Source organism: Marinagarivorans algicola, from assembly GCF_001292705.1.
GTDB classification, from domain to species: domain Bacteria; phylum Pseudomonadota; class Gammaproteobacteria; order Pseudomonadales; family Cellvibrionaceae; genus Marinagarivorans; species Marinagarivorans algicola.
In genome coordinates, this window is record NZ_LGAK01000032.1 from 1 (window position 1) to 14,626 (window position 14,626).

5 protein-coding genes and 1 other RNA gene are annotated in these 14,626 nt (G+C 45.4%); 4 read left to right on the forward strand and 2 right to left on the reverse strand.

Going from position 1 to position 14,626, the window contains the following annotated elements; translation table 11 throughout:
• Positions 1-327: 327 nt before the first annotated feature.
• On the reverse strand, positions 328-1,230 hold the full coding sequence (locus tag AC438_RS11445) for a hypothetical protein (protein ID WP_053981400.1): 903 nt from the start codon (positions 1,228-1,230) through the stop codon (positions 328-330).
• A gap of 1,198 nt (positions 1,231-2,428) precedes the next feature.
• On the opposite strand from AC438_RS11445, the gene AC438_RS11450 reads away from it, so the two are divergent.
• Positions 2,429-3,799, forward strand: coding sequence for a Fic family protein (locus AC438_RS11450; protein ID WP_053981401.1), 1,371 nt, complete (start codon positions 2,429-2,431; stop codon positions 3,797-3,799).
• A 24-nt stretch (positions 3,800-3,823) separates the two neighbouring features.
• Positions 3,824-4,903: a recombinase family protein gene (locus tag AC438_RS11455; protein WP_053981402.1), complete on the forward strand. Its 1,080-nt coding sequence runs from the start codon at positions 3,824-3,826 to the stop codon at positions 4,901-4,903.
• Between the two features lie 309 nt (positions 4,904-5,212).
• On the opposite strand, the gene ssrA is transcribed toward AC438_RS11455, so the two are convergent.
• Positions 5,213-5,602: a transfer-messenger RNA gene (gene ssrA, locus AC438_RS16615) on the reverse strand.
• A 322-nt stretch (positions 5,603-5,924) separates the two neighbouring features.
• On the opposite strand from ssrA, the gene AC438_RS11460 reads away from it, so the two are divergent.
• Together AC438_RS11460 and pbpC are read left to right on the forward strand one after the other, a co-directional pair.
• Positions 5,925-12,041 (forward strand): alpha-2-macroglobulin, encoded by a 6,117-nt coding sequence (locus AC438_RS11460; RefSeq protein WP_053981403.1) that lies wholly within the window; start codon positions 5,925-5,927, stop codon positions 12,039-12,041.
• Positions 12,042-12,221: 180 nt separating this feature from the next.
• Positions 12,222-14,591 carry a penicillin-binding protein 1C gene (gene pbpC / locus AC438_RS11465; RefSeq protein WP_053981404.1) on the forward strand — a complete coding sequence of 790 codons (2,370 nt, stop codon included), beginning with the start codon at positions 12,222-12,224 and terminating at the stop codon, positions 14,589-14,591.
• Positions 14,592-14,626: the final 35 nt, after the last annotated feature.

The window sequence follows — 14,626 nt, forward strand, 5'->3', positions numbered from 1 at the left end:
ATAATTTAAACGCTGTATCTAGTATTCTTTTTGTATTGATGATTTATTAATGGGCGCTATAGCCTGCAGTTAAAACTCCCCCGTAATACCTCCGCACTAAAGTGTTTTGGGTGTCCTCAAAATGTCTACCACCCGCAATAACCCCTTTCCGCATTACCCACCATCACTCCTGCCCAACCCAATAACCCCACGTTATTAGCTTGGGTTCTTTATGCCTTTTATTGAATTAATGGGCTATTAGCGATTGTTTTGGCATGGCGATACAATAGTCGATAAAACTTAGTGTCATTTTCTTTTTGGCATGCCTGTCTAAGTTACGCTGCCATTTCAAGCTTCACGCTTACACTCATTTGCTTCTTCTTGTGTAAAATCTATTTCACTTATTCTTAGAAGGCCTGAAGCAATTGCCGGCTCAAAGTCTTGGAGAAATTTCTCAGTAGACCTCGGCCTAGATTCTTCATCCGGAACGTTCAGCCAGACAAGATCAAGGTGCGTATTCACGCCTTTAACATTTTGGTAGTGATTTAGTTTTGAAAGCATCATGTAAATGCGATCTCGCATCATCAGATGCATTCCACGATTTGGTCTAAACTCTACAAAAATTTCTTTATCATCGTCTTTGTAATAACCATCAAAAATTGGTTGGTGGTTGCTTACAGGGTCAATGCCATGAAATTGGGTGACAAGTTTAGCTTCGGGTATAACGTTTGAAGAGTGAATTCCCTTTTTAGTAATGTATTTTTCCATTGCCATAGCTTCGATCTTACGCCAGTCAGTTCTATATTCTCGTTGGGGTGATTTATTACTCTCTTCTTCATCGGTTTCTCTTGCTTGAACTTCTTGTTCCGTTGCTCTTTCGACCGAAGCAGCCTTGGATGCATGGTAATCACCATAAACATTTGTATGCTGCTGACTCTGAATTTGAGTGTTCGAAATAGTAATAAGCTGACTTAACAGACCAGCTTTATCCTTTTCCAACTTTTGGACTTCCTGCCCCTTTTTCTTGACCTCTCTAGATATGGACACCAGCTTACCAATAGAGAAATTATCAAAGCTTTCTGATAACACCAACACAAGCAAAAGCGACAACAGTGTAATAACACCTGAATTAATTTCGCCTTTAGGCTCTATATAAAAGTAACTAAAGGCAATCATCGCGGCGATCAGAACGCAAAACACAACAATCATACATCGGACGAACCAATTTGTTTTTCTCTCAGTATTCTCCATAAACTTCCTTGATTACTAACGCCAACAGCAAGCGCGCCGTTTTTTGGCGTCGCATTGCCTGTTTTTGTTATGTTTATTTAAATGGTATGTCGCCATAACCCCAAATTACCGTTCCACAAATAGCCAATACGAACCCTGACCACTTGATTATATCATTTGCAGGGACACTCACTCAAAATTTTGCATAATAATTAACTACTGTAGTGGCATACTAATTTTGGTCACCGATGAAGAGGTGGTAAAATCACCTCACTACTTAAAAAGGTGCACTATGAGCAAGCAAACACTTACAAGGACAGGCACTCGCTTTGATAACCTCCAAGCATAAACACTCAAAATTAATACCATTTAATTTTAACAAACTCACCGGCACGCACATTTAAAGCCGCCGGGGATTGATTTCTCGGGCCCTTATGCGTCGGGAACGCGTATGGAGTGCCCATGGATGGCTTGAACGCGCCAGAGAAATCGATACGCGGCGGTGCCAGATCAAGGCGTGAATTTACATTTAGCACCCTGCTTTCACCACACACTAGCAGGGACAGGCATGCGTTTTCTCTGCTGGCGCTGTGCTGCAGCCACACTTATCACAACAGCCCATTTAAGCCACCCAGTCTGCCAGATCCCGCCAACAGAAATGTAGTTTAGCGCGCCACTTATTGGTCTATGAGTCGATAATTTTCTTTCAGGCAGTCAAAACTCTTAACACGGCAACCTAACACCTGCAAGGACTTGCAAAGACAGGTACTCGCTTCACCACGCAGCGGGCTATGTGAGAGCCTTGGCAGGATAGCCAATATGAGTAGTATGCAGCCTTCAGGAATAAAGATGTAGCGCCCTAGCGGGGTAACGACTGGGGCTGCGCGATAATAATTTGACATGGATTGATAAACAATGAATGGCGGCAGGCATATACTTCGGGCAGCCAACAGCAATAACAGCACAAACCGTTGCCTATATTGCGCAAACCCGCAACACATTAAACCCAACCCGCATTAACAAGCAGGCATAAAAAACCCCATTCAAATATATTGAATGGGGTTTTTTTATTATTGGTGGCAATTATCAATATGAAAAGTCGTTCGCTACTGTTCGAAGAAAAACTAAACTGCGCCATAAAAATCATTAAAAGTGGCGCAGTTCTGAAAACTGCGCCATAATTGCGCCATCTATTACCTATAAGAGCGCCAAACCATTTATGCCTTCTACCACTGAACTTCTTGCCAGCATTAAGGCATCTCCTCAGGGTGTCACGCTGGCTGAGCTTATAACGCAGCACTCAAATATCGCTCGAAGAACAGCCCAGCGACAGATTGCGAAGTTCATTGATGAAGGGCTGGTGATTGCCCATGGTGAAGGTCGTGCTCGCCGATATTTTGGCGTGAATGCCCCGCTCAAAGCGGGCATGCAAACAAATAATAGAGATGCATTTCCTGCCTTCATTCCTGTATCCGCCGATAGCCAGGATATTTTAAGCTATATCAATCTGCCGCTTGAAGCCCGCAAGCCAGTAGGCTATCAACTGGATTTTCTGAATTCCTATCAGCCAAATAAAACCTGGTATTTGTCAGAGTCATTGCGCCGGCAATTGCACAAAATGGGCAAAACTACGGATAGTCAGGAACCTGCTGGTACGTACTCGCGCGCCATTTTAAATCGACTATTGATTGATTTATCGTGGGCATCAAGCCATTTAGAAGGAAATACCTATTCCCGTTTAGAGACTCGTGAACTGATTGAGCATGGAAGATCGGCACAGGGCAAAGCTGCGATTGAAACGCAAATGATTCTAAACCATAAATCCGCTATCGAGTTGTTGGTTGAAAATATCGATACAGCTGAATGCAATCACTATACGCTGATGAATATACACAGCGCATTGTCAGAAAACTTGCTGCCAAACCCTGCAGATGAAGGGCGAATTCGCCAGCACGCAGTTGATATTAGCAAGAGCGTCTACCGGCCGTTGTCGGTACCGGCACAAATCGAAAGCACTTTGAAGCTAGTTTTAAATAAGGCCAGCCAAATTGGCGACGCCTTTGAGCAATCTTTTTTTATGATGGTGCATTTACCTTATTTACAGCCATTTGCCGATATCAATAAACGAACATCACGTTTGGCTGCAAATCTACCTTTGTTTCGCGCCAATCTATGCCCATTGACGTTTCTTGATGTACCGGAGCAAGCATACAGTCGAGCCACACTATGTGTGTACGAAATGGCGCGGGTCGAATTATTGCGAGATCTTTACGTATGGGCTTATGAACGTTCTACGCAAGAGTATTTGGCCATCAAGCAAGATTTAGCAGAGCCAGATCCCTTACGCTTAGCATGGCGAGATTTTATTAAACAAACGATTCACTTGGTTGTGACCAGTCCCGAACACGATCCCTATGCTGTGATACGGCAAACTGTTAAAGCAAAAATCCCCGAGTCAGAGCAAAAGGATTTACAGGCATTAGTCATCGAAGAGCTGAGACGATTGCATGAAGGCGTGTTGGCTCGTTACGGCCTGCGCCCGTCGGAATTTTCCACATGGAAGGCTGATCATCAGTCTAATAAAGGCTGAGTCTATTTTAAATGGCGCATAATAATGAGCAGCCACGATCCTTTTGATTCGGTCAGCGCTCAATTTATGGCTTGTGCGGAGTTTATCAGCTCTCAAGTTGGCAAAGGCTGGCGGTTGGTCGATACGATTTATAAAGATAGAGGCTATTCCGGTAGCCATATGCGACGCGCGGGTTTTCGATCGCTGCTTAATGACGTCAAGCTTGGTCTGATTGATGTGGTTGTTGTTCATCGGCTAGATCGTCTGACAAGAAGTTTGTCCGATTTTCAGCAAATCATGGCTGAATTAAACGCGCATGATGTGCCAGTGGTGTCCGTGACTCAGCAGATTGATATGTCTCATCATATGGGGCGGCTGGCGACGAATATCATTACTTCCTTTGCTGAATTTGAGCGGGAGATGGTCGGTCAGCGAGTAAAAGAAAAGCGCGCTGCCACGTTGGAGTCTGGCCGCTGGCAAGGTACCTCATGCCCGTTAGGTTACGTTGTTAAGGATGATCGCTTGGTGGTTGATCAAGTCGAATCAAAAGTCGTGCAGGAGTTTTTCACCCGATACGCCAACGAAGAATCTGTCACTGCGATTCTGAATGATTTGAATGCGCGAGGTGTGAATACCAAGCGCTGGCGCACTCGAGCAGGCAAGCTTAAAGGTGGTAAAACTTTTAATCGCAATGCAATTTATACGCTGTTGAAGAATCGCGTCTATTTGGGTGAAGTTTTTTACGATGATGCATGGCGAGATGGCGCACATGAGCCGATTATTGATCGAGATTTGTGGAACAAAGTAACTGTACTGTTAGATGCCCGCAGTCGTCGAGGCGAAAGTCGACCATCATCCGATGAGGGTTCAATTTTTATGTTGAGGGGACGAGTGTTCGGTGCTGATGGCCGAGCCATGTCGCCATGGTTGTCGTCGGCTTATAAAGGTAGAAAATACGCTTACTATCAGTTAATCGATAAAGTTACGGTGCATGCCGACCGGCTCAATATTTTTTTTAGTCTCGACGGTTTAATGGCTATGATTCTTGAATTGCTAGCAGATCGCCCAGAATTGGTAAGGACGTATCGGCAGTTGTATTCATCCGCGAGAAGTCATGTACTTTGATTTTCATATTATTTTTTACTCTCTATTTCGGTAGTTTGTACCCACGCCTACCAATGCTGCAAACAAATCTTTCCCCAAGTCCGTCGATAAGTTATTGATTTTAAAGGGTTCTCTATTCTCTGGTCATGGACTTGAGTCTTGTGAGGCAGGGAGAGGCGCAGAGAGTATTCGGCAATTTCGAGAATATTCGCCTGGGATAGTCCGAAATTAAGAAGAGGGCGAAGTCCGTAAACTCTTACCATACAAGGGCTGTAGCGCGGGATGCAGGCAATAAAAAACCCCAACTGAGAACAGTTGGGGTTTCGTATTTGGTGGAGGCGGCGGGATTTGAACCCGCGTCCGCCAGCACTCCATCTTCGGCTCTACATGCTTAGTTTCCGTTAATTGATTTAACTCATTCGCTACCCAACGGGCAGGGCGCGACGAGCGAGTTCGCTTAAGTTTTGCAATGCTGTCACGATCTATACAACACAGCTATTCAGTTCTATATGACAGTCTATAACGCGGTACTGACACCTTGCTATAGACCGCTAGCGGCGAGCCGCTAGAAGTGCTTCATCAACTGCTTACGCAGCTAATTGGGCACCGTAGTTGTCATCATTGGCAACTGTAAAAATGCAGCTTTGGATTTACGTGATTGGCTACCCTCACGACATGCACCTAAGATTTTGTTACCGGCGTCGAATCCTAATCGCCCCCTTTTTTGCGTAAACAGCAAATACTTACCACTTACTAAAAAGCTTTTTATAAGCTAAAGCGCAATGCACCGCACCCTAGTCCAATCAAAATGGGGTGTTTTTCAGCGTTTGCCGTCATATTTACAGCTTGGCTTTAAAACTATGGCTAAGTGGCTACCCACTCAAACAAAATCAAGTCGCTCATTATAAGCTCGCATCAGCGCTACAGCAAGGTTTATTGCATGTAGGGTGTAAATGGTTTCACCCTAGCGCAATAAACGTTAGTATCTTTTGCATATTTGGCTCGCCGCAGGCAGCCTCGCACGCCCAAAAGGAAGCTCTCTATGCCTACCCCCTCATTAATGCAACAGCTCTTTGGCTCGCTCAGCTGGCAGCCACCTGCATGGTTGTGCCGCTTTGGGCAGGCCTGCAAAGCACATTTCTGGCGCTATAGTATTTACTTACTTACGTTGAGCGCATTGGTAGCTGGTGCTTACTGGGGCTATAACGCCTACCAAAACAGACCGCAACCCCTAGGCTACCAAGCCGTAGCTAGCATACCCAAAGCCGACACTTATATAGAAGGCACACAAGGCGACCCTAGCAGCGCCTATGTAACACCTGCGCCTTTAGTGGTTGATTTTACAGTCGACGAAAGCACCCTACCCCAAAAAACAGCGCGCAACACCCAACACTACAGTCGTCAACTCGAGGCTAGCCAAGCCATCCAAAAAGCCGGTGTAGCCAAGCTTGATTTGCAAGGCAAAACACTCACCGCCGAGCAAGCCGCCAATATTACCCTTACCCCAAATGTGGCTGGCCAATGGCAGTGGCAAAGCCAAAACCGCTTAGTCTTTACCCCTAAGCAATCTTGGCCTGCCGAGCAAACCTATACCGTACGCTTTACCCATAACGATGATATTGCCCCGCCAAGTCGCTTTTTTAGTCGCCATATTATACTTAGTAAACCACAGGCTAGCTTTACGACCGCCCCGCTGAGTGTAACCATTACAGACACACAATTTTATCAAGACTTAACCCCACAAACACCCGCACCGGGCAACCCAGTAGCCACCCATAAACGCCCGCCTGCTTGGCAAGTATTGGGCACGCTGCACTTTAGTCACCCAGTCGATATAGACAGCCTTAAAAAAGCACTCACTTTAAAAATAGCCACAGGCCAAAGCGAAGCCACATGGCGCGATTACCCCTATACACTCAGTCATGGGCCGCATCAGCGGAGCGTTTATATTCGCAGTGGTGATATTACGCTGGCGGAACAAGAAAGCCGCATGACCATTACTTTGGCCGCTGGTGTACAGGCACTGCGTACGGGCAAAACTGTAAAAGGTGTTAGCCGCTCGGTGGTTATTCCTAGTGCGGGCGATTACTTTAAGCTTACCCATAGCGACACCCAAATTATTAATAACGACACCGGCGAACCCGATCAAATCCTCACACTAGAGTTTAGCGATGCCGTGAGCGTACAAGATGTGATGAATAGTGTTGAGCTACATTTACTACCTAAGCAAAACCCAGCAAATAAACGCGCTTGGCGCAGCGCTGCCGAAGTCAGCGCAGAGGTTTTAGCCAACAGTGCACTGCCGCTAACCCTTACACCCATTGCAAGCGAGCACAGTACCGCCAAAGTGCACAGCTTTAAGTACGACACCAAGCAGCAGCGCCGCTTATATTTACATATTAACAAAGGGCTAACCTCTGTTAATGGCTTTACCATTAACAACAACCAAGACGCCCTGTTACAAAGCCCCGCCTACCCTCGCACAGTCAGCATTATGGGCCAAGGCGCACTATTATCACACAGTGGCGAGCATAAAATACCCTTGGTTAGCCGAGGTATTCATGCCATTAATATGCAATTACATAAAGTTTTACCCAACCAAATTAATCACCTAATAAGCCAAACCCACGGCGATATTAGTAGCCCAGAGTTTCATGGCTATAACTTTAACGCCGACAACATTGGTACTTATTCTGAACATAAAATGACTATCAGCCATAGTCATCCACGCACAGCCAATTATGCCTCTTATGATTTAAGCCGCCATTTAAAAGACGACAGCGCATTAGGTTTGTTTTTAGTTAAAGCACAAGCCTGGAACCCCATCAGCAACCAGCCAATATACGGTGTAGAAGACAAACGCCTGATATTAATTACTGATCTAGGCTTACTGGTTAAAAATAATAGTGACCAAAGCCAAGATGTTTTTGTGCAATCAATAAAAACAGGGTTGCCCGTAGCGGGTGCCACAGTAAAGCTATTAGGTAAAAATGGTTTGGCCATTATGCAGGCCACCACCAGCGCAACAGGCCACGCACACTTTGCTAGCGCGCAAAACTATACCCGTGGTAAAGCCCCTGTCGCTTATGTGGTTACGCAAAATCGTGGCGACGGCAGTCATAATAACAACAATATAATAGATACAGCCTTTATTCCTTACCGCCACTATAGCCGGCAATTAAATTACTCGCGTTTTGATGTTGGCGGCGTGCGTAAGCAATACGGCAACCAAAACCCTTTAAGTGCTTTTGTTTTTACTGACCGCGGTATTTACCGCCCAGGCGATACCGTTAATATTGCCGCTATTGTTAAGCGCCAAAACTTCACCACACCTACAGCAATACCCTTAGAAATTGATATTCGCGACCCTAAAGGTAATAGCGTATTAACCCGGCGTATTCAGCTACCTAAGTACGGTTTTTTAGAGCTGCCTTTTAATACGCAGGCCACCTCAAACACTGGCCGCTACAGCGTCTTTGTGTATTTAATGAGTAACAATGGCAGCAGGCGCTACCGCAGCGAGCAGCTTGGCGTTGCTGACTTTCAAGTGGAAGAGTTCCAGCCCGATCGTCTAAAAATTACCACGCATTTTGCGCTAGCCGATAAGGCCGCAAATACTACAACAAGTAAACCTGCCAACATCACCACTAAGGGCTGGATAACCGATTCGCAATTATTAGCCCATATGCAGCTTAATAATTTATTTGGTGCGCCGGCACAAAACCGCCGCGCAACCGCCAAACTCACACTTAACCCTATACGCTTTTATTTTAAGCAATACAGCGAGTACCATTTTACTGACCCACAATTAAACAACCAAGCACAAGCTAAAACACTCACGACCGATTTACCCACAGCCACCACAGATGCCCAAGGCCAAGCCAATTTTACTATAGACCTTAGCGCATACAGTGCCGGCACTTATAATATTAATTTGCATACCCAAGGCTATGAAGCTGATGGCGGGCGCAGTGTACAAGCTAATATTAACCAGTGGGTGTCGCCGCTAAAAGCCCTTGTAGGCCACAAAAGTGCCAGCAATTTAAGTTATTTAAAACGCGGTAGCGAGCACACTATAGAGTTTATTAATATTGACTCTCAGCTTAATACCACCGCACGCAACGCACTTAATCTGGCTTTAATCGAAGAGCGCTATGTGAGTACCTTAGTGAAACAGCGCAATGGCACGTATAGCTATCAATCGGTTAAAAAGCGTATTACCGTTAACAAGCAAGCCATTAATATTGGCGAGCAAGGCTATAGCCACACATTAAACACTGATAACGCGGGCGACTTTGTACTAGAGCTCAAAGAAGGCAACACAATCATTAGCCGCGCCCACTACTCAGTAGCAGGTCAAGGCAATATTAGCGGCAAGCTCGAAAAAAATGCCGAACTTAATATAAAGCTTAACAAAACCGATTATGCCCCTGGCGACACCATAGAGCTCAGTATTACTGCGCCTTATACCGGTGCCGGTTTAATTACGATAGAAAGTGACCATGTACATGCACACCAGTGGTTTACCAGCCAAAGCACGAGCAGTATTCAGCATATTACCTTGCCCTATAATATTGAAGGTAACGCTTATATTAATGTGGCCTTTGTACGCGCGATAGACTCGGAGGAGGTATTTATCAGCCCACTCAGCTATAGCGCTGTGCCTTTTAATATTGACCGTAGCGCAAGGCAAGTTACTGTGAACCTAAAAGCTCCTACAAAAATAAAACCCGGACAAACATTGCAGGTTGAATACAGTACCGCAACGCCATCACGTATTGCTATTTTTGCCGTCGATGAAGGTATTTTGCAAGTCGCTAAATATAATACTCCTAACCCCCTTGCACACTTTATGAAAAAGCGGGCACTGCAGGTGAGTACCCAACAAATTTTAGACTTAATATTGCCAGAATTTAACCTATTAAAACAACACGCCGGCATTGGTGGTGGTGCAGCCGCTATGCAAAAAGCACTCGCTAATAACCTTAACCCCTTTAGCCGTAAAACCGATAAACCCGCTGTATTTTGGGCCGGTATTAAAGAGGCTAATAGCCAAACTCAAAGTGCTAGCTTTACACTACCCGATACCTTCGCAGGCAGCCTACGCATTATGGCCGTTGCCGTTAATGACCAAGCGCTAGGTACAGCCACCACCAACACTTTAGTACGCGGTCCCTTTGTACTAAGCCCCAATGCACTGACCGTTGCGGCCCCCGGCGATGAGTTTGACGTTGCACTTGGCATAGCCAACGGCATAGAAGGCTCGGGCGATGGCGCACGTATTACCGTGACTTTAAGCACCAGCGAGCATCTTAAATTAATAGGGGCCAATGCAAATGCTGACAGCCAACAAGAGCATATTATTGCCGAGGGAGGTGAGGGCAAAGCGGTATTTAAAGTGCGCGCTACACACGCCATTGGCGCCGCTCAACTACGCTTTAGCGCTTCACTTACCGATGCCAGCGGCGCAACCCATACCAGTACACGCAGTGCCAGTTTAAGCGTGCGCCCTGCAACGCCTTTTAGCAGTACATTGAGCGCCGGTATTACGGGCTCTAGTACGCTTAATAAAGCGCAACAATTACCGGTGCCTAGGCAATTATTGCCCGCACTCGCCAATAATAAAATTACCGCCTCCAGTGCGCCTATCGCCTTAACCGATGGATTACTGGGGTATTTGCATTACTACCCGCACATGTGTACCGAGCAAATTGTCAGCCGTGTATTTCCATTATTAGGCTTTTTTGACCATCCACAATTAGATGACGCTAAAAGCAGAGAAGCCAAATACCAAAAATTACTGCAAGCGTTAAGCGCACGCCAACACAACAACGGCAGCTTTAGCCATTGGCCCAGTCATTACAACCTGACAACACGCCCCCCCTTAGACAGCGCGCATGACTACCCCACGCTATATGCCCTGCACTTTTTAACCGATGCTAAAGCGCTAGGTTTATCGGTGCCCAGTGCACTATTAACGCGAGGGTATGACTATTTACGCCAATTAGCCCGCGCCACCATTAACACCCATACTGATGACAGCCGTATTTTAGAGCAGGCGCACCTACAAGCTTATGCACTGTACTTATTAAGCCGCAGCGGCCAAGTCACTACCAACCACTTGGTTAATTTACAAGAAGTACTCACCCAACATAAAGCCGCACGCAAGCAAAACAAGCAGCATTTTAATTGGCAAAATGATATTACTGCGGTGTATATGGCAGCCACTTACCAGTTATTAAAACAAAACAAAGAGGCCACTAAACTCATCAAACACTATAAACTGAGCGACAGCAGTACCTTTAACAATAGGCAAAATAGCAGTGGTTACCATTCGCCATTAGCTTTAAATGCACAGTATATTTATATTGCAACTCGACATTTTAATGCCGACACTTTAGGTATTACCGAGCAAGACATGCAGCAATTTTTAACCCCGCTGTGGAGCAACCAATACAATACTTTAAGCGCTTCTTTTGCCACCCTTGCATTAAGTGCCTACAGCAAAGCGCAGCAAGCCAAAGGGATTGATCAAACCATTCACTTAACCCAGACCATTTCCAATGCGACTACCGGCGCTAGCGATAATACCACCCTACAGCCGTTAACCCTGAATACTCAGGGCTTTCCTTATGCTCACTTTGATGCCAATGCAACCAGCCTTACCCTTAAAGCTCAGGCCCCAGTGTTTTATGCCTTACAACAAAACGGTTACAACACAGTACCGCCAGCAAAAGCGGCCGCTAATAATATAGAAATTACCCGTGAATACCAAAATAAACAAGGCCAAAGCATTACCCAAGCCAAACAAGGCGAAGAGATCAGCGTTGTATTGCGCGCCCGTAGCTTAACCGGCCAAGCAATAGCGAATACCGCTATTATTGATTTACTTCCTGGCGGCTTTGAAATACTGCGCGAAAGCTTAGAGGGCTACCGCAATGGCAATAACCCGTATTGGCAACCCGAGTACATCGATATTCGCGAAGACCGTTTAGTATTTTATGGCACAGTCACACCACAAATCACCGAAATACGCTACCAAGCAAAAGTGACTGCTCGCGGCCGCTTTATTGTTCCGGCGGCAACTGCACAGTCAATGTATGACTTAACCACTTACGCACACACAGCCGCTGGTCAATTTGAAGTACTCGATCATTAATACTTAACACCAACATTAATAGACCGCTTTAATACACGGCCTTAAGGGCTCTGTATTAAAGCGGTTAATTTAAAATACTACTTTTAAATAGCTGTTAAAAATAATATTTAAAAAGAGTCGCTAGAAATGGTTGTTAAAAATGATCATTAAACGCGTGCCTAATGGGCTAGGTGCCACACCATGATAAAACTTACTCCCTCGTTTACCCGTATGGTATTTTATGGCTTTGCACTATTGGGGTTAAGCGTGCTAGTAGGCTTTATTCTGTATTGGTTAAGCCCAAAACCTGAGCTTATCAAACACACCTCTTACTCCAGTGCGTACTTTTCCAGAAGTGGCGAACTGCTGCGCCTGACACTGGCCAATGATGAGCGTTTTAGGCTGTATACGCCGCTGCAGGCTATCACCCAAAATGTTCAGCAAGCGACCATCATCTACGAAGATAAATATTTTTACCAACACCCAGGTGTTAATATTGCCGCACTCGCGCGCGCCATTAACGACACCTATATAAAACGAACAAGGCGTATTGGCGCATCCACATTAACCATGCAAGTTGCGCGTTTACGCTTTAATATGAATAGCCGCTCTATTGTGGGCAAAATACAACAAATGCTACGCGCCTTACAAATAGAGCGCCATTACTCTAAAGCACAAATACTGCAAGCATATTTAAACCTAGCGCCTTATGGGGCTAATATTGAAGGTATCGGCGCGGCGAGTTGGATCTACTTTAATAAACCAGCCCACGCACTCACTCAGCCAGAGGCCACCTTATTGGCCGTAATACCACAAAACCCTAATAAGCGTAATATTGCCACGCACACAGGTTTTAATGCGGCGTTAAAAATTGCTCGACGAGTTAATGGCGATAAGCCACTAATTATTGATTATGTCAATATTCAATCAATTAAAAACCTGCCTTTTGTAGCGCCACATTTTATTAACAGGCTTATACTGCAGCACCGCTACAAGCCGGCACAAAGCTATACGACAAGCCTTAATTTACCACTGCAAAAACTTGTTCGCCAACAGGCCCAGCAATACATTACACGCCATAAACACTCGGGCATTAATAATACGGCTGCACTATTATTAAACTTTAATACTATGCATATTGAGGCAGAGCTTGGGTCGGTTGATTTTTTTAACCGCAGTATTCACGGTCAAGTCAATGGTACCCGCGCTAAGCGCTCGCCGGGCTCTACACTCAAACCTTTTATTTATGCTGGCGCCATTGATCAAGGTTTAATACATCCCTATTCATTACTTAAAGATGCACCACAACGCTTTGGTGCCTATACTCCCGAAAACTATGACCAACAATTTATGGGGCCGGTATTAGCCACCCACGCTTTAGCCCTCAGCCGCAATGTGCCTGCGGTTAGCTTACAGGCGCAGCTCACGGCGCCTACGTTTCACCAGCTATTACTTAATGCCAGTATTAGCCAACTGCGCTCACCTGAATTTTATGGTTTAGCCCTAGCGTTAGGTGGTGTAGAGGTAACGATGCATGAGCTGGCTGGGCTATATGCCATGCTAGGCAATTTAGGGTTGCACCAAAAAACACGTAGCCTTTTAACAAGTGACAAAAAGGGTACGCAACTAATAAGCCCAGAGGCGGCCTATATTGCTTTAAATATGCTAAAAAGCACGGCCAAAGTTAACCAAAATACGCCGTTACAAAAACTGTATCAAGCCAAACCCTATGATGTGTACTGGAAGACAGGCACCTCTTTTGCGTTTAGAGATGCTTGGGCTGTGGGTATTTTTGGGCATTATGTATTGGCTGTTTGGGTGGGTAATTTTGATGGCGAGGGCAACCCTAATTTTGTAGGGCGCGCAGCAGCAGGGCCATTATTTTTTAATATTATTCAGGCTATTGCTAATGAGCAGCCTATACGCAATTATTGGCCCGATATTACCACTGTCCCCCCCAAAGCCGCCACAAAGTTACGCCTTACCCACCAAGGCAAGCCACTTAATCTTCGCTTGATTGATGTGTGTAAAGATACCGGCGAACTCCCTAACCAGCACTGCCCCACCTTACGTAAAAGTTTGTTTATTCCAGGTAAATCGCCTATTAAAAGTGGCAATATTTATCGCAAAATATGGCTAGATAAAAAAACGGGACTACGTGCATGTAACCCCAATCCCAAAACACAAACCCAGCGCGTTTTTGAATTTTGGCCCAGTGACTTATTGCAATTATTTAATCAGGCCGGTATTCAGCGAAAATTACCGCCGGCTTTTATGCCTGAGTGCACACTAGATGATACCGCCAGTAGTGGCCTTGCCCCGCGTATTACATCACCGAGCAATCAATTAACCTATGCACTACAAAAAAACCACAACACACTCGCCTTAAAAGCAACAGCCGATACAAATGTTGCACAGCTGTATTGGTTTGCCAATCAGCAATATTTGGGTAGCCAAGCGGCCGATCAAACATTTTTTTGGTCAGCAACGGTTGGTACTTATACGCTAAAAGTTGTCGATGACCACGGCCGCTCGGCAAGCATAGAGATTATCATTACACTGGCGCAGTAATAAGTAATAAATGCACTACTGGATACTCAGTTTCA